The 21,783-nt window shown below is 60.2% G+C and carries 28 protein-coding genes; all 28 read right to left on the reverse strand.

Annotated elements, in window-relative coordinates; translation table 11 throughout:
- Window positions 1-3: 3 nt before the first annotated feature.
- A complete protein-coding gene (locus F6X39_RS16975) occupies window positions 4-1,266 on the reverse strand; it encodes a phage baseplate assembly protein (protein WP_187617445.1) in 1,263 nt (420 codons plus the stop codon).
- Window positions 1,244-2,524: a DNA circularization N-terminal domain-containing protein gene (locus F6X39_RS16980; protein WP_187617446.1), complete on the reverse strand. Its 1,281-nt coding sequence runs from the start codon at window positions 2,522-2,524 to the stop codon at window positions 1,244-1,246. The genes F6X39_RS16975 and F6X39_RS16980 overlap by 23 nt, the downstream gene beginning before the upstream one ends.
- A complete protein-coding gene (locus F6X39_RS16985; protein WP_187617447.1) occupies window positions 2,521-4,557 on the reverse strand; it encodes a hypothetical protein in 2,037 nt (678 codons plus the stop codon). The genes F6X39_RS16980 and F6X39_RS16985 overlap by 4 nt, the downstream gene beginning before the upstream one ends.
- Before the next feature lie 15 nt (window positions 4,558-4,572).
- Window positions 4,573-4,716, reverse strand: a complete 144-nt coding sequence (locus F6X39_RS16990) for a hypothetical protein (RefSeq protein WP_187617448.1) — start codon at window positions 4,714-4,716, stop codon at window positions 4,573-4,575.
- A complete protein-coding gene (locus tag F6X39_RS16995; protein ID WP_187617449.1) occupies window positions 4,716-5,021 on the reverse strand; it encodes a phage tail assembly protein in 306 nt (101 codons plus the stop codon). The genes F6X39_RS16990 and F6X39_RS16995 overlap by 1 nt, the downstream gene beginning before the upstream one ends.
- Before the next feature lie 3 nt (window positions 5,022-5,024).
- Complete coding sequence (locus F6X39_RS17000) at window positions 5,025-5,390, reverse strand: phage tail tube protein (RefSeq protein WP_262414732.1); 366 nt, start codon at window positions 5,388-5,390, stop codon at window positions 5,025-5,027.
- A 37-nt stretch (window positions 5,391-5,427) separates the two neighbouring features.
- Window positions 5,428-6,924 carry a phage tail sheath subtilisin-like domain-containing protein gene (locus F6X39_RS17005; protein WP_187617451.1) on the reverse strand — a complete coding sequence of 499 codons (1,497 nt, stop codon included), beginning with the start codon at window positions 6,922-6,924 and terminating at the stop codon, window positions 5,428-5,430.
- Between the two features lie 30 nt (window positions 6,925-6,954).
- Window positions 6,955-7,197 (reverse strand): hypothetical protein, encoded by a 243-nt coding sequence (locus F6X39_RS17010; protein ID WP_187617452.1) that lies wholly within the window; start codon window positions 7,195-7,197, stop codon window positions 6,955-6,957.
- A 14-nt stretch (window positions 7,198-7,211) separates the two neighbouring features.
- The gene (locus tag F6X39_RS17015; protein ID WP_187617453.1) at window positions 7,212-7,850 is read right to left on the reverse strand and encodes a hypothetical protein; all 639 of its coding nucleotides are present in this window, start codon (window positions 7,848-7,850) and stop codon (window positions 7,212-7,214) included.
- Window positions 7,850-8,299 (reverse strand): hypothetical protein, encoded by a 450-nt coding sequence (locus tag F6X39_RS17020; RefSeq protein WP_187617454.1) that lies wholly within the window; start codon window positions 8,297-8,299, stop codon window positions 7,850-7,852. Before F6X39_RS17020 ends, F6X39_RS17015 begins: the two co-directional genes overlap by 1 nt.
- Window positions 8,299-8,649 (reverse strand): hypothetical protein, encoded by a 351-nt coding sequence (locus tag F6X39_RS17025; protein WP_187617455.1) that lies wholly within the window; start codon window positions 8,647-8,649, stop codon window positions 8,299-8,301. Before F6X39_RS17025 ends, F6X39_RS17020 begins: the two co-directional genes overlap by 1 nt.
- Window positions 8,650-8,697: 48 nt before the next feature.
- Window positions 8,698-9,741 (reverse strand): major capsid protein, encoded by a 1,044-nt coding sequence (locus F6X39_RS17030; RefSeq protein WP_187617456.1) that lies wholly within the window; start codon window positions 9,739-9,741, stop codon window positions 8,698-8,700.
- 128 nt (window positions 9,742-9,869) lie between these two features.
- Window positions 9,870-10,286 carry a hypothetical protein gene (locus tag F6X39_RS17035; protein ID WP_187617457.1) on the reverse strand — a complete coding sequence of 139 codons (417 nt, stop codon included), beginning with the start codon at window positions 10,284-10,286 and terminating at the stop codon, window positions 9,870-9,872.
- 35 nt (window positions 10,287-10,321) lie between these two features.
- A complete protein-coding gene (locus F6X39_RS17040; protein ID WP_187617458.1) occupies window positions 10,322-11,611 on the reverse strand; it encodes a S49 family peptidase in 1,290 nt (429 codons plus the stop codon).
- A complete protein-coding gene (locus F6X39_RS17045; protein ID WP_187617459.1) occupies window positions 11,608-13,191 on the reverse strand; it encodes a phage portal protein in 1,584 nt (527 codons plus the stop codon). Before F6X39_RS17045 ends, F6X39_RS17040 begins: the two co-directional genes overlap by 4 nt.
- A gap of 2 nt (window positions 13,192-13,193) precedes the next feature.
- Window positions 13,194-13,505: a hypothetical protein gene (locus F6X39_RS17050; protein WP_187617460.1), complete on the reverse strand. Its 312-nt coding sequence runs from the start codon at window positions 13,503-13,505 to the stop codon at window positions 13,194-13,196.
- Window positions 13,502-15,448, reverse strand: coding sequence for a phage terminase large subunit family protein (locus tag F6X39_RS17055; RefSeq protein ID WP_187617461.1), 1,947 nt, complete (start codon window positions 15,446-15,448; stop codon window positions 13,502-13,504). The genes F6X39_RS17050 and F6X39_RS17055 overlap by 4 nt, the downstream gene beginning before the upstream one ends.
- Window positions 15,381-16,046 carry a DUF1441 family protein gene (locus F6X39_RS37385; RefSeq protein ID WP_187617462.1) on the reverse strand — a complete coding sequence of 222 codons (666 nt, stop codon included), beginning with the start codon at window positions 16,044-16,046 and terminating at the stop codon, window positions 15,381-15,383. The genes F6X39_RS17055 and F6X39_RS37385 overlap by 68 nt, the downstream gene beginning before the upstream one ends.
- A 289-nt stretch (window positions 16,047-16,335) precedes the next feature.
- On the reverse strand, window positions 16,336-16,965 hold the full coding sequence (locus F6X39_RS17065; protein WP_187617463.1) for a hypothetical protein: 630 nt from the start codon (window positions 16,963-16,965) through the stop codon (window positions 16,336-16,338).
- A gap of 106 nt (window positions 16,966-17,071) precedes the next feature.
- Window positions 17,072-17,563: a hypothetical protein gene (locus tag F6X39_RS17070; protein WP_187617464.1), complete on the reverse strand. Its 492-nt coding sequence runs from the start codon at window positions 17,561-17,563 to the stop codon at window positions 17,072-17,074.
- Window positions 17,560-17,970, reverse strand: coding sequence for a DUF2591 family protein (locus F6X39_RS17075; protein ID WP_187617465.1), 411 nt, complete (start codon window positions 17,968-17,970; stop codon window positions 17,560-17,562). The genes F6X39_RS17070 and F6X39_RS17075 overlap by 4 nt, the downstream gene beginning before the upstream one ends.
- Window positions 17,967-18,278 carry a hypothetical protein gene (locus F6X39_RS17080; RefSeq protein WP_187617466.1) on the reverse strand — a complete coding sequence of 104 codons (312 nt, stop codon included), beginning with the start codon at window positions 18,276-18,278 and terminating at the stop codon, window positions 17,967-17,969. Before F6X39_RS17080 ends, F6X39_RS17075 begins: the two co-directional genes overlap by 4 nt.
- An 11-nt stretch (window positions 18,279-18,289) precedes the next feature.
- Window positions 18,290-18,751, reverse strand: a complete 462-nt coding sequence (locus tag F6X39_RS17085) for a hypothetical protein (RefSeq protein WP_187617467.1) — start codon at window positions 18,749-18,751, stop codon at window positions 18,290-18,292.
- Window positions 18,748-19,314, reverse strand: coding sequence for a hypothetical protein (locus tag F6X39_RS17090; RefSeq protein WP_187617468.1), 567 nt, complete (start codon window positions 19,312-19,314; stop codon window positions 18,748-18,750). Before F6X39_RS17090 ends, F6X39_RS17085 begins: the two co-directional genes overlap by 4 nt.
- A complete protein-coding gene (locus F6X39_RS36860) occupies window positions 19,315-19,812 on the reverse strand; it encodes a DUF1064 domain-containing protein (RefSeq protein ID WP_262414733.1) in 498 nt (165 codons plus the stop codon).
- Window positions 19,809-20,975: a helix-turn-helix domain-containing protein gene (locus F6X39_RS17100; protein WP_187617469.1), complete on the reverse strand. Its 1,167-nt coding sequence runs from the start codon at window positions 20,973-20,975 to the stop codon at window positions 19,809-19,811. Before F6X39_RS17100 ends, F6X39_RS36860 begins: the two co-directional genes overlap by 4 nt.
- Window positions 20,972-21,337 (reverse strand): hypothetical protein, encoded by a 366-nt coding sequence (locus F6X39_RS17105; protein ID WP_187617470.1) that lies wholly within the window; start codon window positions 21,335-21,337, stop codon window positions 20,972-20,974. Before F6X39_RS17105 ends, F6X39_RS17100 begins: the two co-directional genes overlap by 4 nt.
- Window positions 21,334-21,690 (reverse strand): hypothetical protein, encoded by a 357-nt coding sequence (locus F6X39_RS17110; RefSeq protein ID WP_187617471.1) that lies wholly within the window; start codon window positions 21,688-21,690, stop codon window positions 21,334-21,336. Before F6X39_RS17110 ends, F6X39_RS17105 begins: the two co-directional genes overlap by 4 nt.
- Between the last annotated feature and the right edge of the window lie 93 nt (window positions 21,691-21,783).

A 21,783-nucleotide genomic window follows, 5' to 3' on the forward strand; every position in this document is an offset into this window, starting at 1 on the left:
TTCCTACCTTGTCCAGAGCACCGATTTCGAACCGGTTGCCTTGCTCGCTGAAGATGCCGGTATTGGCTCGGGTGTGAAAGCACCCTGCGGCGCCAATTCCATCTCCGTAAGCGTGCCGTCCGGCCCCTTGTTGAAAGTGACGCGCACAATCAGCAACTCGTGATCGAGGTTCAGCCGGTCGTCCGTAACGTGGATCAGACGGTTGACCTGCCAGAGATTGCCGTCGGGCGCGTGAAACCCTCGCACCGTGACGGTCAAGTTGATAGCCTCGCCGAAATCGCGGGCCATCTGCCACCGTGCGCGCTCAGCAGTGGCCGCGTGATCGGTCGGGCCTTCAGGCCGCACAATGCATGGCCGGTATCGTTTTGTCTTTTTCCCCGAGGGGCTTGTGTATGTCGCGATCTGCTGGTCGGTGATGCTCGCGGAGGGCGCAAGGTGCGCTTGCGCCCTCCGGATGTAGGCTGCGTGTTCCGCGTTGGTCCAGACTACCGCAGCCGCCCCAGCATTCCCGAAATCAGGGTCGCTCTGCTGCCCCTTGCAGGTGTATTCGCTGAAACGCTTTGACCAGTCGAACTTTGCTTTGCCACGCCGGAACGGGGGTAGTTGGAACGAATAGCGGTCGCTGCCAGCCCGGGCAATCTGGAGATCTCCATCCGGGCGGCTGAAGACCAGAAGGCCCGACAGCTTGCACAGCCGTTGGATTGTTTCATACGCTTTCTCACCTTGATTGATTTCAAAATTGCCAATGCGCGCCTTGCCCGGGCCAAGTTTCTTCCCGACCTTGTGCACACTTCCCTCACCAGACTTGCCGAACCGCACATTGGCTATACGCGTAGGCGCATCGTCATGCCCCTGCACATGCACGCCAATACCGTACGGTTTGACAATCGCCGAGATAATCGACAATGCATCCGCGCCGCGAAAGTTCCCGCCCGGCACAACCGTTGACGAGTCGACCAGATCGCCACTGCGCGAGCGACCGCTGACATTCACGGAATGGTCGTCGTCCGAAATTTCGAACTCCGGGGCGTCAACGAATCCAGTGCATACGAGCACGCCGTCAATGAACAATCGAGCAGTGGCGCCGGGCTGGATGCGCCATGCCTCGCTGCGCCCCGACCACTTTTCTGTCACAGCCAGACCGAATGCGATCGCGCCTTCCTTGATCGACTGCGTGATTTTCGCCGCCTTCCAACCTTCGAACGTCAGGCCGTCTACCTCCAGGGTCACAAGATCCGGATAGTCAGTTGCTGGCGTCGCGGACATATTGAATATCAGGGGGTAAGAAAGAGCCGTTCATCACGCCATTCCGGTCAATCAGATCGATCGCGCGCGTCGGATCGTCGTAAATGTCGTAGGCGACCGACAGCGACGTCCGCCGGACTGAACCAGTCAGCGTATCGAGTGGCTCCAGTGAATCCGATATCGTTGCGAATTGCTCGCCAACGTGCCGCAGTAGGTCCGTTAACGTCTGGTGGAGCTCCATCTGCTGATCGCGCGCCGCCTGTGCCTGCGCGTCGACGATACGCTGCGCAAAGTCATACCGCGCCGCCATCGCGCTATCCCGATCCGGATACGGTGCCTCGAGCATGGCGTTGGCAAGTTCGCCGATCGCCGCGCGGGAGATGAGCGATTCAATTGCCTGCGCCGCCGTGTTCTGAATCACCGTCTGCCCAGAATCGCCGTCAACCCGCGGCAAGGTTATATCGGACGTATCCCGTAACGATTGCATCAGCAGCGATGCAGACTGAAAATCTGTGATCGGCGAAGTCTGCACATCAACCAGGGGCGCGCCGTTCAACGTTGTCGCCGGTTGATCGATGCGTTGAGCAAAAGCCGATGTCAGACCATGCACCAGGTCGACCAGCGACAACGCCACGTCGAGCGTACCGAAACTGCCCGTCGTGAAGTCCAATACGGATGCGACGAGCCCCTGAAAATCGAAATTCGAAGCGATGAACGACAACGCGCGCGCCTGCTGAACCCAGTCAATCGCAGTCGACAGATAGCCGTCTACTGCCTCACGAACATCATGCGTCATGTCTCCCGACGTAATCGCGTCGAGGTATGCCACCACCGACAAATCGTTAAGAGACTGTGCAGCATCCGCCAATAGCCCTCGATTGTTCGTTACCTGAAGTGGCGAAGCCTCGCCGCCTTGACGAACCATTTCGAGCGACAGGTCGAAGCGGCCGAGCTGGTCCTTTGACGCGTGAAGTTCCCAAGTGACGATGCTGACATCGATGTAGGCATGCTCATATGGGTGATAAAACGAACCGGGCCCTTTCTGCCGCAGAGCGGCGAGCAGACTTTCCCGCTTGCGCGCAAGATCAGGTTCGGTAATGTACCCGTCGAACTTGATCGGCTCCTTCGCGGCACCGAGGTCTTCGTTGTACCAGTCTTCGCGATTCGGGTACTCGTGCGTGACAAGGCGCCGGCCACCGGCGTCGTCATTGCCCTCCGTTTCAAATTCGACGCCACGAAACGATGCCTTGATCAGATAGCGCTGGATAACGTCTGTCATGGCGTCACCACCGACACGCCCGTATCGCCGACGATGGTCGGCGCGCCGCTGCGGTCGACGCCGGTCCCGCTAACCTTCAGCCCCTGATCCGCCGTCACGCGCACATCAATGCCGAGCCGCCCTTTCGCGTCGAGTTGTGCCTGCACCGGCCCATCCATGCGGACTGATACGGGCCTGTCCGACATCGTTGGTGCGCGTGGGCGCGATGTGGGCAGCGCAAGATTCGCTTTTTCACCAGGTTCGCTGCCGGGCGCTCCCCCAGGTTGTTGCGCTTTACTGGCTAATTCGGCTTTCTGCTTGAGCTGCTCAGCGGTAACAACCTTGCTTTTGTCGTCGGCGTCCTTCGCAATCTGAGCCAGCTTGTCGCCCACACCGGCGAAATTCTGTTGGCCCCGTTTCGCAAGAATTTCGACATTCTCTTTGAGGTCGAACAGCTTTGCCACACCGGCGAGAATCCCGCCGCTTTTGGTGGCTGACATCACGCTATGAATCTTGTCTGCGATCGATTCGAGCACGGTCGCAAGCAACCGGAATGGCACGGTCGCAAGTACTGCGGACATTTTCAGCATATCCAGAAGTCCGCGTAGGCTCTCAGCCATTGCCGCGGCAATCCCGAACTTCCCGGCTGTATCTCCGACTTCGTCGTTTACTCCGCCGATCGACGGCAGCAGATCGGAGAAAGCCGCCCATACGCCATTCACGATGCCCCACAACTCGGACAGTGTTCCCGTCACAACATCCCAGACATCACTACCAAATGCGCCCAGCACCGGTTCGACTGCGTTCCATAGATTCTTGCAGGCATCCCAAACGCGGCGGATCACCGGTTCAATCTTGTCCCAGTTGTAATAGATGACTGCAGCGGCGGCGCCGATCGCCAGCAACCAAGGCGAAGCCGTCATCAGCAACCGCATTGCGGTGCCGACTCCTTTTATTCCGCCAGACAGCAGACTCATCAGTCGGCCCGACGTAGCAGAGACAAGACCAACCTGTCTGATTTTCGCTACGAATTCGCCACCGGCAAGCCACGTCAACGCCATGTGCGCGAGCCGCGCACTAGTCGCGAAGGAAACGAGACCCGTCACCGCGACGAGGGAACTGCCTATGAATTTCACGATTTCCGGATGCGCTTTCTGAAACACACCGATTTTTTCGGCGAGCCCACCCAGCTTCCCAGCCATGGATCCGATCCTGTCCGCGAACAGACCCGCCATCAGTCCCTGATTCGCAAGATCAAGCTTCGCCAAAGCTCCGGTATAACGCTCCATCTTCTGAATCTGAGCATCGGAAAGTATGCCCCCCGTTGCATCGGCATCTGCGAACGCCTTCTTAATTCCCTCCTTGCCTTGCGCCATCATCGCGGCGATTTCCCGCGCTTTCATACCAAAGAGGCTTTGCGCCGCATTGTCCGTTTCGGCCTGCAGCGTGTTAGCCAGTGCAGACTGACCACTGGCATTCAGTTGTGCAATCCGGTCCACATGCTCTTTGAACCGGCTCGCTACGTCCATTGCTACATCCGTGATACCTCGCGCGTTGCCCTTCGCATCCTTCACCGACACGCCCATCTGCTTGAACAGTTCAGCCTGGGCTTTCGCGCCGCCATGCGCTACGTCAAAGAGGGTCTGGTTCATCTTCGCAACCCCTCGCGTCATCATGTCAGCGTCGAGCCCAGCCTGTTTTGCCGCATAACTCCAGTGCTGCATATCAGTTGCCGACATGCCTAGGCCAATAGCCGTGACGTGCAGTCGCTCTGCCTTTTCCGCCAGCGAATTTAGCGTCGCAACCGCGCCGCCAGCGACAAGCGCCCCGCCAAGCGCTCCAAGCACGCCCGACTGCCCCCAAAGCCCTTTCGTATTGTTGGCGATCGTTTCCATCTTCTTCCCGATGGACCCCGCCATGTCATTCATCAGGAACTTGGTACGCTCGTTCACAACACGGGCCATATTGCCTGCCCGATTCGCAATCGACTCCATGACCTGCGTAACGCCTTCGTGGGCGGTGATCTCGACCTGAGACTTAAACGCGGTTGCCATTTTTCCTCAGCCTGCTTACTGTTTGTGCCGTTCCTGGTACCGGACGCCCCGCTGCTGAATGCGGATCATGTCGGACAGCGACATCTCAAGAACGAAGCGCGGATCGAACTTGATATTGAACAGCAAGTCGTCCAGCACTTCGTCAAGGTTGTCCGGCATCAGCCGAAAAAAACGAACATCGCATCGGTGACTTTCTGGATATCCTTGAAACTCATGGTCAGCAGCAACGGTCGGTGAATGCCAGTCACCTCTGCCGCGTATGACAGGAGTCGCTCGCGGTTCTGCTCGACACCCATGTTTTTCCCGTCGATCATCAGCGTGTGATACGGATCGCCAATCTTCACGTACGCCGCCCCACCGGGCTCCTTGAGGGTCAGCGATGTATGTTCCTTTCCGTCCTGATCGACTAGCGGCGTGGAAAGTGTCACAACACGGACCGTAGGATCGTTGTTCTCTTGCGTCATGGATTAAACCCTTCGAGCAGTTGCGCTCGCGATTTTGAAATCGCTGATTTCACCCTTTTCGGTGTTCAGCTTCGGCGTTCCGACCACGGACGCCTTCGGAAAAATGAAAGTGTCACCGTTCACCAGTTCGATAGTGGCGGTAACGCCGCAAAGTGAGTACAGGGCTTGCAGGTCGAGTCCCGGGTCGTACGAAATCGAACCGGTGGCAGTCGCCGGTACCGGCTTCTCCGTGATATACATCGTGCCGTCCTGATTCGACTCGGCCTCGCGCTCGCGATTTAGCAACTGGATATCGAATGCTCCTCGCGGTGAAACCTGCGTGCCGTTCACCGTCAGATAGATCGTCCCGCCAATAGCGCAACCTGGCATGTGGACCTCCTAAAAGAAAAAACCGCCCGGCGGCGGCTTATGTGGTTGCGGGATATTGGTTGTAGAACTGGACAAGAATCTTGCCGATCCGCCACTGGTTCACGAAGTCCGGCGGCAGGATCATGTCGACGCAATTCGGGTCCGAGCTGCGTGCAACCATCAGCAGTTGCGCGAACGTGTCGACGTTCTCGATCACATTCAGGTCGGCCAGTTCGTGCGCCACGCTGATCACGTACGCCCGGATCATGCTCGGCGTCACTGCGAACTGGCCCGGAAACACCGGGTTCCCGTCGTCCTTCAGCGACACACGTGGAAACGTGTTCGTGATGCGGTTGTTCATGTATTCGATGAAATACATGATTTGCGCCATCGTGTTGATGTCGAGATATGACGTGTCGGCTGCACCGAATCCGTTCACTTGGTACGTTGTCAGCAACCGGTCAAGTCTGACCACGCCGGCCTGATCCACGGTCGTCGCGCCGATCCCTGCGTAATAGAGCGTCTGACGCACGTTGCGGTCGAAGCGGTCTGCAATTTCGGGCGGAAGAATGCCTGGCAGTTCAAGCGTCTGTTCGGGTCGCGACAGTTCGGGCGCGTCCGAGAGGTGCACCAGGGCATACGCCGCGAGAGCTGCGGCCAACTCCCACGGCACGCTGGGTGTCCCATATAGGCCGACCACCGAAAGGTGCTGGTCGTTGTTGGTCTTGCCAAACGCCACGAGCGGCGCCGGCGTGTCTTTCGTTCGCGCCGTGAAGGCCTGACCGTAGATCATCCGCATGGCCGCCCAGCGCCCGTTCTGGTCGTCAAAAAAAGCTCGCGAGACCGCGCGGCTTGTTGCGTCGGAGTACGGCAGCGCTACCCACTTATAGGGCTCATCACCGAGCACAGCGAGGCCAGCCGTCATGTCCGGATTCATCGCACCGGTGACAGTCTGAGCAACGACGACCGCGACGCCCTGCACCGGCGCACCGATCTTGTTATAAACGACGCGAACGTCGATTTCCCCTGCAGTCTCGCCTCCATGGTTCGCGACGAGCTTCAATGCGCCGTCTTCCACGTTGGCCGACACCTTGGCGGACGCGTCGGCCTCGATTACACCGGCAAGCGCCTGAACAACGTCGTCAACAGTATCACCGGGCAGCACAGCCGCTGCGTAGCGCGTGCCGCCGATAAAGATCCCCGCATTGCCGGGACTCGTAAGCGCTTCTTCGTCGACGGTGACAGTGACAGTCCATTCGCTCTTCGTCGCCGCAGGATTGTCAACGAACGGCAATGCCCACATTTCGGCGAAGCCGCTTTTCTTCCGGACGATTGCGACCATGTCGGCCAGCATTGAGCCTTGCCCGAAGAGCGCCGCTTCGTCACCGAAGATTTGCACGGGTTCGTTCGGCGTCGCCGTGCCGTCGAGCATCTGCCCCAGCAGTAACACACGCTCGCTCGACTGAAAATAGCTCGCGAGGCTATTGTCGACGCCGAAATAAAGGAAAGGCACCCGAACGCCAGCCGGCACGCCCGGGATCGTAATATCAGCCATAGGGTTCTCCGGTTTTGTCTGTCAGGCAGATCAGGAATCGGTGTTCGTTTCTGCCGGTGGAGCGACCGGCCGCGCTTTCTTCGCGGCAACCGTCGCCGGTCTCGCTATATCTGCCGGCTTCGGTTGAGAAACTTCCTCGATGTCACCAAAGCGCAAGAGACTCTGGTAGTAGGGATTCACAGGCACCTTCGCGCCCTCGCCTGGAAGTTCGCGAAACCCGCGCTCAGGCATCAGCACAACGCCCCGTGTCGGCTTCACAAATTTGGTCAACATGGATTTCTCCGGATCTAGCGGTGTTTGGGCTTGAACTGCACGAGGTTCTCGCCGATCTGCACGCCTGCTTTCATGCACTCAAACGTTGGCGGGGCGAGCGGCCCGTCGACGACGATTTCGGGCGGCAGACAGTTGTCGACGTAATGCACTGTCAGGCTTAGGCGCCGCATGCCGACGCGTGCTTGCCGTTCGCTATCAAGCGCCCGCGTTGACTGAAACTTCGAAACGCTCATCACGAGCGGCTCCCACCCTCTAACTGTGCCTTCGGCATCGACAACGGGTCGCCTGTAAAGGCGATCGTCCCAGAGCACCTTGCGACGTACCTGCTCTTCCATGTCGTCGAGTAGTGCTTCTGTCGCAAAGTCGGTACTCGTGCTTGCAAACATCTCGATGTGGATAACGAGATCATTGTGTGAGCCTGGATCCGCAGGCATACCGCCGCCGAAATCGCCATCTTCCGAGTCGGTGTAGACCGCAATCGCGGGTAGTTCGACGTCCGATCCGTTGATCAGTTGAAGCGGATCTGAATGACTGTCGAGCACACGATCCTCGGCGGCCGTCAGGCCGGTTTTGCACGAACCGGTTCTTAGCGCCGTCTTGGGATCTGAAAGGATTTCGATCACGACGCGACGAATTGCCGTACGGCGCAGCATCACGCTCCCTTTCCGACGAACAGCGACCGCCGTGCTTCGAATGTTTCGTCGCGCGGCTCCTGCGCATCAACGATGTCGAGTCGAATCTCGCCGTGCGAATCGCGCATCGGGTTGCGCACCTGGTACACCGTCCCCCGTACAACCATTCGAGACCCGGTCCCATTCCGCGCATGGCCCTCGGCGTACTGCACAAATTTCGTGACCTTCGTCGCGAAGTCCGCGTCGATGCCGCGCAATAGCGGATTGGTTTCGGCTACCTCGAGCTCGGCGCCGCCGAGATGGGCGTTATCCTGCGGCGCGACGAAGTGCATGAATACCCATTCCGGCGTGCCGCCAGCGGGCCGATGCTCGACCCACTCACCGAATTCCGCGATCTGTGCGCGGATCGCCGCAAGATAATGGCCCTCCCACGGACTCGTGTAGTCGCCTGACAGCCATTCGGTCGGCATCAGTCCTCGCTACCGTCGACGTGATCGTCCCCCGCGCCGGCTGCTGCCGGTTTGGATGCGGTTTTCTTGATGGTCGGGCCGGTTTTCGGTTCAACGGCCCGCGCGCCCCGCGGCACATGATCGGGATCGATTGCCCGGCCGCGGCTCACAAGCGCTTTGGCGGTCTGTTCATCGATCTCGAACTCTTTGTTAGTCAGCACATATTCGCCGTCGACCTTGATACGACACTTCGCGATCAACGTCCTTTTCGGCGCCGCCGCGTCGATGCCGTTCGCAGCCTCGGCGCCGCCATCAGAAGCGGTTGTCGACTGCGCCTGCTGCTTTGCCTGCGTGTTTCGTGGTTGAGTCATCGTCTTTCCGTTTGGCGTGTTTCAAGAAATGAAAGCGTGCTTCCCGCGCTAGGCGGGCAGCACCTTCGCGGAGACCGTCGCGTCCGGACGCACAGGCACGATCAGCGGTGCTGATTGCGTCAACAGGATGGCTGCGCTCGGATCGTCCTGTTCAAACATCTTCGCGAAGTAGCGCTGCGCCACGAGCGACCGAATGTCCTGGATCGCACCGAACGCCTGCACGCCGGCAATCCCGTCATCGCCCGGTGCAATCATCGTCACCGTGCCTGGCGGCATATACGGACGTTTTACGCCGCCACGCTCGCGATACCAGTCCTGATAGACCCAGATGTTGAAACTGCCGTATTGCCCCTTGTACAGATTGCGTTTCTGCACAGCCGGCAAAATACCCGGCAGCGGACCACCGAGGCTCTGGAATGTCTTGAATAGCTCACGGAACGGCTTGTTCCGCTGCAGCGCGCGCCACACATCGGACGTCATCACCACGTCCTGGCCGGCGGCGCCGGTCGCTTCAAGAATCAGCATCGACCAGTCTTCGAGGTCATCACCGATGTCGGCATCCGGATTCGACCAGAGGTCGTCGCCTGTCAGTTCGATCGTGTGATCGGGATTGCGCCCGAAGTCCACCGTCACGGCCTGATAGCCCTCACCGACAACCGTAACTGCGCCAGTTGTCAGCGCCTGCGCTGCCATCCATTCGAGGCGCCGGTCGATCGAGCGCAGTTGCTTCTGCAAACCCATCTGCGTCGCGATGGTGAAGCGGTCCTGCGGACTGATTTCACCGCGCCCCGGTTCTTCGCCGGCGGCACGCCGCAGTGCTTCCTGCGGGAGGATCGGCATCTTCGGCTTCAGGTAGGCCGGCGTGAAGCCCTGCACGGTGCGGCCTTCACGTTCCATCGGACGGCCTGCGACCAGCGGACTGACGAACGGCGCGATTGCCTCGTTCTCGGTCAGCCGCTCGAACAGGATCTCCGAGGTTTCCGACTCGTACACCGTCGGGAAATACCGGTACAACAGAAACATCTCCGGCTGGAAGACGGTCTGAATGAGCTGTGCCAGCTCGGAAGTATCAAACAGGCTGACCCCGTCCATACGCAACTCCCTGATCAGGTGCGACCGCTATCGCGAGACGCACGAACAAAAAGGGGCGCCCCCGAGGCGCCCCAAAAAAACAAAGGATCCGCGAGCGGACCCTTCGACGTATCAATTGCGTGTTGGCATCAAGCCATGCTGCGAAGACGGATGTTTCCGCCCGCGTTCAACTTGCCCTTCACCGCCGCAAGGTCCGCAGCCGACAGTGGTTCACCATTAAGCGTGACGAGCAGCTCGTTGAACTCGCCCTGCGCGAATACCTGCATCGCGTACTGCGCGGCAACCTGCGCGTCCGCCTGATCGGGTGTCATGTTGAACGGACATAGGTTCGCCGCTTCGTCAGCCGTCTCCGCCGGCGTGACGGTGTTGGTGCCCGCGTCGAAGGCGAGCAGATCGCCGCGCCTGTACTGCACACCCGGTGTGATGTTGACTTCGATGAATGCAACGTCGGCACTCACCTGCAGCTGATCCGGCGTGAAAGAGAACGTACGGACGCCCGCGCTCGATAGATCGAGGAGGCTTGGATCGTTTTGCAAAGATGACATGGAAAACTCCTTGATAACCAGAACCGATCGGCGCTTTAGGCGGCGCTACCGTGCTGTTTCCACAGCGCAGCAGTCCGAGCAGCGAAATCTTTCTTACGATCCGCCTCGGGTGCCGCACCATCCGGCGCCACGTTCGCAGCCTCAGCCAGTTGCGCGACCGTGCGCCCTTGCGAACTGGCCTTCGGGAAAGTCGCGAGCAGCGCGCCCGCGTTTTCCGGCGTCATGCCGGGCGAGAGCGCCAGCGTCTTCGCCGACTCGGCCCGTTCCGCCGCTTCCGCGTGATTCAGAATTGCGGTAATCCGCTCGCGCTCGGCGTGCGCGCCAGCCACCGCGCCTTCTGCACGTGCGTCCTCGGCCATCCGCAGTGCTTCTGCGGACGCGATCATGTCGTTGCCCGGCTGTTCCGCGCGGGTACCCTGGGTGCTCATACGTCGACTCCCTGTTGTTGTGCCGCCCGCACCGGACAGCGAAGTTGAAAAAGCTTGCAGCGCATCGGAAAACGGCATCACGTCATCGGCCAATCCGACGTCGACAGCGGCGGCACCGCGATATACGCGCGCTTGGGTATCGATTACCGCCTGCACGTCCATATTTCTACCTTGCGCTACTGACTGCGCGAAAAGCAGGCGCAAGTCTTCGATGTCCGCCTGGAACGACGCTCGTACGGTTTCGGGCAGCGGTTCATAAGGATTACCGTCGACCTTGGTGTCGCCGGCATAGATCAACGTGACCTTGATACCTTCGTCCTGCAACTGCTCGCTGTAGTCGGCGTGCGCCATCAGCACGCCGATGCTCCCAACTTCAGCCGTGGCGGACACGATGATCCGATCGGCCGCACTCGCGAGCCAGTAGCAGGCGCTCGCCGCCAATTCGTTCGCGTGCGCCCAGACAGGCTTGTTCGACGCGGCGATCTTGGCCGCGAGATCCTTGACGCCCGCCACTTCGCCGCCCGGCGAATCCATGTCGAGGAGAATGCCGCGCACGGAGGGATCCGCGAGCGCGCCAGCGAACTTCGCTTCGATACCGTCATAACCTTGCAGACCCGACACCGGATCGAGCGCCGCATTCTTGTGAACCAGCGTACCGTCCACCGGTATCACCGCAATGCCGTTCTGCACGTCGTACGCACGATATCCGCGGGCGGCATCGAATGCCACCAACGACCCAGCCATTGCATCGCGATCGAACGTTTGACCATCAGGCAGCACAAGTGAAGCGATATTGATGCGCGGCGAAAGGGCTGCGAAAAAGAACCGGGCATAGCCCGGTTCGAGCAGCAGCGGCCGATTCAGCGCGCGGGCTGCGATATGCGGATAGTTCTTCATTCGGAATCAACCCGCAGCATGGCAAGCGTCGTCGGGTCAGTTTGTCCGGCGTATGCATCTGTCACCGGGATACCTAACTCGTTCATCCGGTTCCTCTCTCTTGCTCGCTGCTCCAGCTGGTCCTCCCAGTTGTCGCCGTTGTCAGCGCAGACATCGGCAAGGGTGGCTTCGCCCGTTACGAGCTTGGTTTCATTCGCTTTAGCGCTCTTCAGTTCATCGATTACCATCTTGCCGGCACCGATCCAGTCCGCCTTCGTGAGCGCCGCCCGGTTCACCCAGTAGTCGATCCCTACCGGCGGCACGATGCGACCCCGCGTCACCGCTTCATCGAGCCACGCGCGCATGATCAGCGACGCAAGCCGATTTACGAAGCCGGCGCGCTTGCCTGTCACGTACTTCCAAGCGACATCGATCGAAGCGCGCGCGCTGCTGTACGTCGTTCGCGAGAAATCCCCAGAAATTTCCTCGTAACTCGTGTTCAGGCCGCGCCCGCAGTGGCGGAGCATCCATGTGTGGAAGGCGTCACTATTCGCGTTCGGATGATTGGGCGAGGGAAATTCCAGCGACTCGTTCGGGAAAAGATGCGGAATGATCGAACCATCGAACTTGATCTTGTTGTCGCCGTGGAAAGCACCCTGCGCTGTCATGTAAGCCGCCAACTGATCGCTAAATCCTCCGATAGCTTCCTGCGCCGCACGAGGTCCGAACTCCGACTTGATCACCATCGCGTACGTCGTCGCAATGATCGCGGCCTCGAGTTCCAGATCCTCAAACCGATCCATCATCTTCATCTTCTGGATGATGGATGCGAACTGGGAAAAGCCGCGGGTCTGATTCGGGCGTTCCGGCTCGAAAGCATGAATGATGTTCAGGTCGCCAAACCGGTTGTACTTTGCATAACGGTCCCACTGCCAAAGCCCCGTTGTGCTGATAATGTCCTGCGGATGACGTGTACGGATCCAGTATGCGTTCGCTGCGCCCCACCGGTCGAGTTCGACGCCCCCGCGTAACGTATCCGTATCCATGCGGACATTCGGATTGCTCAATCGTTCGGGCTCGATCGTCTTGAAGCACGTCGCGTAGCCCGCGGAACTCGGGCGCCACTCGCGCGACAGCAGCGCTTCACCCTGCAGCATTTCCGTGCCGACGCATTCCCGCAGAATCTGCGAAAACGTACGCCGGCGCGTGGCGTCGATCAGACACTCAGGATCTTCCGCGTACAGCATGAACTCGCGCTCGACCGTGGTCGCCCATTCATCAGCGACCTTGAAATCGATGCCGAGAACCCTGTGGTCCGGCTTCAGTTGCAGCCTGTACGTCGCACCGATGACGCGGTCTTTCTGCGACTGCAGGGCACCGCGTGCAAAACCGTTGTTGCGGGCCAGATCGTGGGCTCGCCCCTCAACGATGCCCTTTTCGGGCAGCATGTCCCGGTCGGCGCTCCGCAGCGATGGCCTCCAGTGCGCCAGTTCACGACTCACCAGTTGACCGGATTTCCACGCGGCGCCTCTTACCGCCGGATGCTGATCACCGTCGCGAATAGGAACGCCACGCTGATCGAGAATCTGGATGTCGGCCATTGTCAGCGCGCCCTGCCACGGCGCAGAGGAAAGTCTCCCGCCCAACCACGATCAACGAACGTCGGCCGTGCAGGCGCCCGGCTCGCCGGATAGCCCAGCAAGGCCAGACTTTCTTCGCAGGGACAACGCTGATTCAGGTTGCGAATCAGCGCGAGCAGCGCTTTTCCATCGCGCCGGCCGTATTGCGTCTCGGAGTCGATCGACTTGACGACAACGACCTCGCGAGCGCCGCTCATGAGCGCGATATATGCCCTGAGGGCCGCTGCAAGCATTTCGCTGCAATTCGGCAATCCTGCGTGAGTCGTTCCGGTCATGAATTAAGGCTCCGCCCAATCTTTGCGAAAACGGAAAAGTCGTCTTCCTTCTCTGACGCCTGCTGCGCCAGCGGGCGCGCCCAGTGGGGAGGCTCCGCCCAGTTAATAAATTCGCCCTTCAACATGATGAAGGCAGCGAGGTTGTAGACCATCAGGTCGAACGCTTCATTGCCCTGCGACTTCGAGCGTCGCTTCCAACCTTGCGGCGTCCGGACTTCCGCCGTGAGTTCCTTGTAGAACCATGCGCCAAGCCAGTCCGGAAAGTGGATATAGCCAGGCCCCGGCAACTCACGTGTCAGCGAGCGGTCGATTTCGTCTTTCAACTGATCGACGTTCAGATTCCAGAGGGGCACACCGAGACGCTCTGACTCGGTTTTCGATCGCGCACACCGGGGCGCTGCCTTCGTCGATCCACCCTTGATCAGCCGCACGCGTGTACTCTTGCCCATCTTGTGCAATCGGCGCCAGTAGGCATATGCGTTTTCGGACGCGTCGTCCGTGCCGCCAGAGTCGATCACGACCATCTTGGCCTCGAGCGTCGCGCCGCCCTCGGTCCTGTAGACGCGCTCGATGACCTTGTCGAGCGCGGTCCAGTCCTCGGCGTGAGTAAATGGCTGAATCCGCAACGGCTTGCTGTCTTCGCCGAGGCGATCGGACTCGGTCACATTGAACCGGTCCACGACCCAGCGCTGACCGTCTGGACCCCAGCCGATAACTTGCACGACAAAGCGATTCTTCTGCTGGTCGATAGCCGTCGTGATGAATCTCACGTCGCCCCAGATCCGGCGTTTCTCCACGCCTTTCTCTGCGCGAGCCTGGAACTCGTCAGGATCTGCGGCAACGGTGGTTTGCGGCGGAACGTACGGGACGCCCCAGTCGACGTTCAACGTTGCCTTCAGCGTTTGTGCGTTGCCGGTGATCTGCTCGGCCTGCTTCGCTTTCAGGTAGTTCGAAACCAGACTTGACCAGGACTGAAACGCAGCGGCCACGCCGAACATCCAGAACGACGCCGTTTTCGAGGTGCGCGGATTGCCGGTGCGCCAGCCCTCCGCGAGCCACTTTCCGGCCCGATTCATCGACGCCTTCTTCGATTCGTCGATGATGACCCCGCAATGCGGGCAGATCACGTGTGCGGTCTGCCCGGCGATTTCCGGATCCTCGATCGATGTATCCCAATGCAGGATGCTCTTCGGATGCTCCGGCCAGCTGAACGCCTCGAACAGCTCATCGCAGTGCCCGCATGTCCAATACCAGCGCCGCCGGTCGCCGCTGTTGTACAGCGCGAGAATTCCGTCGCACGGCGGTGCTTCGTGTTCGGTTGACGGCTTCCAGTCCGGGTCGGTGATCTCGAAACCGGGCGAACTCTCGGCGAGCGTCATGCCGCCGGACATGAACGACGTCGTGCGCTTCTTCGCGAGCACCCATGCGCCACCCTCACCTCCGACGTCCGGCGGATAGCCGTCGTAGTCGGTCATCGCCACGCGCGGAATGTTCTTCCCGCGGAACTTGCCCGGCGTCGGCCAGCCGATGCGCACCCGGTTTCCAGCACGAAACAGCTTGTCAAATACGTTGTCGTCGTTGCCGCCTTTCGACAGCCTCGCGCGGAGTTCAGGGCTCGCCTCAATTGCACGGTCAACCCGGTCGCGGCTGAACGTGCGGGCGTCGTCCTGCGTCACGTGGACCACCATCATGTCGGCGGGGCTGTCGATAACCGAATACACCATCCACCCTTCGACCAGCCCGTTCGTCTTTCCGCTTTGTGCGATGCCGGCAAATGCTACGGCCTCCAGATCGCGCTGCGTCAGGCAGTCCATCGGCTCGACCATATACGGCGTGATGGTCGGATCCCACGGCCCTTCATATCCGCCTGGCGTGCTAATCCGCAGGTTTTCGACTGCGCTTTCGCTGACGCGGCTTCGCTTCGGCGGCAGGAGAATCTCCATCGTCGCCGCCGCTTCCTGCCGCCCGCTCGACAGGTTGTTTATCGGGTATGACGAGAGATAGCGCATTCTTGTAGAGATCGGCTCGCACCGAAGTAATCTTCCGGACCAGTTCCGCAACCTGATCAGCCGTGAGGGCGACGGAACGCTCCAGCACGTCAGGCAGCGTATCGAGGAATGTCGCGAAAAACTTCGCCATCTCGGCCATCTGCTCGACGTGCCCCGAGACCGGCATCAGCTCGCCCTCCAGGCGCCCGAGTTCCAGTTCGTTCAGTCGGGTTTTCGCATGCAGGTTGTCGATCAGCGCCTGCCTGTATGGGTCCGTGTCGTCGAGCTGCGCATCCTTGACCTTGTCCAGTTCGCGCTGATAGAGATTACGCAGGCTCAGGCCGGCAAGGTACAGCCCGCGTGCAGCCTTGACCGTGACGCCCTCATTTGCGAGCCGGATGATCTGCTCCCGCGATGAATACGGGCCGAATTCCACGAGCCACCGGACCGGAACCTCGAAATCGGCGGACGCCTGCGCCGTGTCATCTGGTTTGCTGCTTCGGGATCGCTCTGCCTGTCGTTTGCCAGTCACAAATAAGGGGCTGAAAGTCACATGCGATCACAACGTTTTCGCGCATCGCGAATCGCTGCAACCCGCATGCACAAAAGCGCTGCGCGATTGTTTCAAAACGCGTAATAGCGCCATTGTGATTGTGATTGACCCCATTTCTGGGCCGAAAATTACTTAAAAGCCGAGCGTCGCAGCATTCCCCGCAGATCGCCCCGGCCCCGGAAGGACCCGCGCCGATTTTCAGCCCCGCCGAGCCCCTGAGGGCCCCTGAGAGCCCCTGAGAGCCCCGTGGGGCCGCCCGCGTGAAGGCCGCGACGCGCGACGCGCCTGACTACGTCATTCCCGCCTTGCGCGCTATACGCTCGAATTCGGCCTTAAGCTTCTCGTCAAAGCGTTTCTGGACCACTGCGTTAATGACCGGCTGCATGTGCAGTCGATCCCTCACCCACACTCGCGGCGTCAGGACGTATAGCGGCTCCATCCCGCGATTGCGTCGCGGATCATGAGCAACCACGGCATAGGTCCCGGACCTGAGCTTGACCACGAACGCCTTGCCTGTGGCGATCAGCACGCTCGCTCGCTGGTTCTTGGGGATCACCTTAGACGGGGCACCGCCAACTGGGATCGCCAGATAGGGCTTGCCCTTCACCTTGATGCTTTCCCGACCCTCTGCGCCAGCGCGACGTGACGCGCCACCAACCTGCTCACTGGTCCACCAGTCCCTCGACCCAACCGTGGCCGTCAGCCGCTGCTTCGTCGCCTTGTCCATCACGATGCCCGATTGCGTGCGCCGGTTCCGTAGCGTGAACGTACCGGGGAGCGTATCTCTGCGTAACGTGCGCTGCGACTCAAATCCGACAGAGTTGAGAGCCTGCGCCGTCGCGTACGGAAGATCGCGAGCGAACATTCGATATTTGAATGCCAGCTTATCGAAGCTCGTTTTCACGTCGATCTTGATCATCTGCAATTCCGTCCGCGCAACAAAAAGCCCGACCGGAGAACTCCGCATCGGGCCTAGGCGCAAAAATTCAACCTATCTATCAGGGGCTGATTTTAGGCAAAAGTGTTCAACGTCCGCAAGAACTATTACGTTCAACTGAATTTGAACACTCGACCGGTACCATTGATTCATGCACGTTTCGGATAGTTCGACTGAGCAGCGTCGCGCACTTCGAAAACGCGCGCGCGCGGTTGTACACGGTACCGCGGGCGCAAGCCTGCTCACGCGCCAGCGCCTTAATACAGGTCGTGTACCAGTAGATACCGAGAAAGCACACTGCCTCGCTCGCGTGGTTCGGATCGTCACACAACGCATGCACGGCCATATTGAAAAACGGCATTTCCGAATCCATTACGGCATCCGGCTCGCACCGCGCGCCGCCCGGCGATGTCAGCCGAGCAAGCACACTGGATTTGACTGTCGGCGCCAGAAACCGACGCGTGCGGCTCCAATGCACCCAGCGATTCGCGAAATCATCGGCTACGTGCTTGTGTTCGAGCCGCTTTTCTTTCGCAGCGAGATCTGCTGCCACTTTGGATTCAACTTGCTTCTTGTTCATCGCGACCGTCCCTTTTTCTGCCATTGCTCATACTGTGCAAACACGAGACCGCGTTGAGATAGCGCCTCCGCGACTCGCAGCCGACAAATCGCGATCCACGGCGAATCATCCATAAACAGGTCGTGGAACGACGGGTTCATCTGTGCTTCTGCCATCCAGACGCGCAGCGCGCCGCCGTGCTTCTTCTGATCTTCGAGCGGTGCCGGGCCAACGGTATAGAAGTGCTTCTGCATGATCCGCGCAGCGAGCAGTTCGTTCTGCGTGGGCCCGTACACCTGGTATCCGTGATACGGCACATCGATGCGGCAGTACCGCCAGCCATGCATGGCGATGACCTCCGCGTCGTATCCCTCGGCGCGCGCGACCCAATAGTCGAGATCGGCGCCGGTCAGTTCGACAACGTTCATGCTGCCCGCTCCCTCAAGTCCCATTCCCGATCACCGCTGGCGAGAAACGCCGCCAGCGTCTTCCTATGCGTGTTCGCCCATACCTGTACGCGGATCGTGCCATCAGCATTGAAACCAGCGACCGAAACGTGATCACGCAAGTCGTCAGGAATTTCGATGTCCGCCCAGATGTAGCCGCGGCCCAACTCGCCCCTCAGATGCGACTCGCGAACCGGGCCATACAACCGCGTGACCGTGAACCATCCACTGTGAAACGTCGACGCCCGGTTGCCGCGCACGCTGCGAGTCGACTTCAGCGCCAGATTCACAAACACCTGCATTACGCTGCCTCCTGCATTTCCAATCCCATCTTTCGAGCTCGCCGCGGAATCCAGCGGGCCAGTGCATCGTCGAATACAGCGCATTTCTCCTCAAATGGTGCGCCGCTGTTGTCAAGCCAGTCGTGACACAGCGCGCAGCCCGGCACCGTGAACCAGTGCTTCGCCTTCAATCCACCAGCCTTGCCGTGCTTCGACTGGTTCGAATGGCAGTCAACGACCGTCGGATCGGCCCAATCGGTCCACGGACACTTCACGTTCAGATAGCAAGGCTCATCGCGGCACGCCGCCAGATACTTCGCGCCCTCCGCTACAGTGACGCGCCGCCGCTTCGTCTTCATCACGGCTTTTCGGATCAGCGTCTGCGTGTGGAAAGTCGTCTTGAATGCCGCTGACGGTTCCGGCCGTTTGAAGCCCGTACAAGCGAGCGGCGTTTTCCGCTGCAGTGGTGCCGAGCGCTTCATGGCTGGACAGACTCCGTGCGCACCATCGCATCGAACGCAGCAATCACAACTGGATCGGCGCGTGACCACTTCCGCGCAGGCGCTCGATACGCAGCGTCGAGCAGCCGATCGAGCTCCTCTTCGGTTTTCGCTTCTGCCATCGCGCGCCGCCGTGCTTCTCCACGCGGCACGGGCCGCGCTCGGGTCAATTTCGGCTTGCCCTCCGGTGTCGGCCCAAACTGGTAGTAGGCCGCTTTGTAAGGACCGTATTCGCCGGTCAGATGCACCTTGTCCAGCGCTATCAGGCTCACGAGCAGATCGCGAACAGTTTTTCTGTCCAGATTGACGGCCTTCGAAACTTCCGAGCCGGTTCGAGCCACCTTGTCTTTCATGAGTTGGACAATCCGCTCGCGGCTCGCGGCATGTGTGCGCTGTTTCGTCGGCAATCCGATGCTTCGCCCATAAGCGCGAGCGCAATCGACCGAACGTCCCGGCAGCAGGTGGATATGGCTATCCAACGGCTTCGGCGATTTCCAGATGCGCTTCAGCGTGCGCTTTTCCTTTTCACTCCACCGTGTGCCCATCTAGCCAACCTCCCTGATATCGAAGCCGCCGCTCTTGTCCTTACGGACCAGTCGGAACGTGAATGGGTATTGCGAAGCCGCGCTCTTGATCTTCACGTTCGCGTCTTCCTCCATGAATCCCTTGCACTCGTGCAGTTCGAGCGCGCCGCTCGCGACGATCACCGCGAAGTCAGGCGTGTAGAACGTGCGGTCAGCAAGCCGGAATTTCAGACCTTCGAAGCGAAACCACAGGACGTCGCCCGCATGTCGCAGCATGTCGAGGTGGGCGGCGTAACGCTTTTCCAGCCCGTTCATCGTTCCGCCACCAAGGCGACCGAGGTCGCGATTGCGCGGGCTATGCGCGCCGCTGACGAGTTGAGCGATCGGTGCATCAAGCGCGACCGGCTCAGCCGAATTCAGGCGCGCCGCCGCACTGCTGATCTCGCCGCTGATACGCGCGGTGCCGAACCGGCCACCAGCGATCGCGCTCTCGGGAAAGCGAAGTGAGTTCTTGCTCATGACGCGTAGTCGTCCACGGGCATGAGCGCATCGCCAAACTGGGTGCGGGCGAACTGGTACAGCCGCTCATCGTTGAATTTCCTGGCATCCGCCAGAACGAATGCGATCGCCGCTTTCTCGCGCGAAGCCGCCACCACCAGCACCCGGTACGCGCCGATCGCCTCTTCATGCTTTCGGGCACGTACGCCGAGCTCCGCACCGCGGGCTTCGATCACGGCAGGGTCGGTCGACTCGTACCACGGCGCGCCGTCTTCGGCACCACCGGCAGCGGCAGTCGCGGCCGGAGCCAGCACCTCGTCCACGAAACGGGCGAGAAACCCGGCGTTCACTGGCCTGCCGTCGTTATCGCGCTCACGCGCCGCCACGGCGCGTCGATACGCGTCTCGCAACTCGTCGGGCCTGACGGCACGCGCCGTCCAGTCCGCAAGATGCGGCCGGACCTTGGCAAGCGGTATCCCGCCGCCCTTGCCGTGGCTCTCCTCGAGTTCACGCAGCACGCCGAGCAAAACGCTCTCGTCGAGGGTCAACGGCGGTTCACCGCCCGGATGCATTTCCCCCGCCGGCGGTTTGTCGGGTTCTTTGTTCGAAGGCAGCAGCAGCGATTCGAGAGCGGAGTTATCCACAGGCGGTTCCTCGCGCGCGTTGCTGCTGCTTTTCTTTGAAGGGTTAACTGCAGTACTAGACTGAACCTCCTTCAGTGCCTTTTTGTCGTTAGGTTCAGTGCCTTCTGGAATGACGTTCAGTGCCTCGCCTAAAGGTACTGAATCTCCTTCAGTGCCTTTATCGTTAAGGTGCTGAACCTCCTTCAGTGCCTTTGTGGATAACTTTTTGGCGCGAGGCACTGAACGTTCTTCAGCGCCTTTTTCATCGCGATCGGGCAGAACGAAGTCGTCCGGGACGCGTGGGTAATATTGGTGCCGCGCCCATTTCTGTCCGCCATAGCCGTGTTTCCGCACGGCGAACCAGCCTTCCGTCGCCGCCAGTTCCAGATGCGTGCATACGGAGCGCTCTGACAGACCGGTTTCACGTGCGAGCGTTTTCGTTGACGGAAAGCAATCCTCTCCGACGTCGTTCACGTGACATGAAAGCGTGAGCAAGACGTGCCGCGTCGTGGGCGGCAGCGGTGAGTTGATGATGGCGTGACGCCATGTCCATGGCTTCATGAGCGCCCCTCACGCAAACTGGTGAGCAACGTCTGCAGCGTCACCACGTCAATCCGGAAAAATATCCTGTGCTCGAGCCGCCGCTCAGTCTCGATCAGCACGCCGGCCTTTCGCAGCGCCTTACGCGCGCTCCGCTGCTCCTCGTAGGTCAGGCCGAGTTCACGCTCGATGTCTTCGGCGGTCCGGTGGACGCCAAGCGGGTGATCGGCGTCTTCCTGCCAATGTGCGATCTGGCAGAGCAGCGCCGCAGCCTTCACGCCGCCCACGTGTTTCGCGAGGCTCGGGTAGAAAGCCACAGGCTGCCCAAACTTGCCTAGGAGGTCAGTCGTGGTCGGCGCGGCCAGATTGGAAATGTCGTTCATTCGGCCGCCTCTTCGAATGACGCATCCCATGCACCGACATCGATACTTCGCAGCGCGGCATTTAGCGCGCTGCGAAGTTTTTCCTTCGAGACCGAGAAACAGCCATCCAGGCGCACTTCGAGGCGGCCGTCGCGGCGGCGTGACAGCACGAATTCACCCGGCGCGGCGGACTGCGCGTCGAGCTGCTGGCGTCGACGCAAGTCAATGAGGCGAGATACGGTTTTTGGATAGCGACCGCGCCACGACTGACGAACGCGTTCAGGCGCTGCCGTGGGCAGCGGGATGACATTGGAGGATGTGATGCGGGACGTAGGGACGTGCGAACGCACGCCCTCGTTGGGCGGATGCGGCATGAAACGCTCCTCTGCGAGTCTCGAAAGACCATGCAGGAGCGTTTCTAGGCGCATCCGGCATGGTGGCCGGGAGGCTAGAAACCCGTGCAGAGC

Origin of the sequence: Paraburkholderia sp. UCT2, assembly GCF_014397665.1 — a bacterium.
Lineage (GTDB): Bacteria > Pseudomonadota > Gammaproteobacteria > Burkholderiales > Burkholderiaceae > Paraburkholderia > Paraburkholderia tuberum.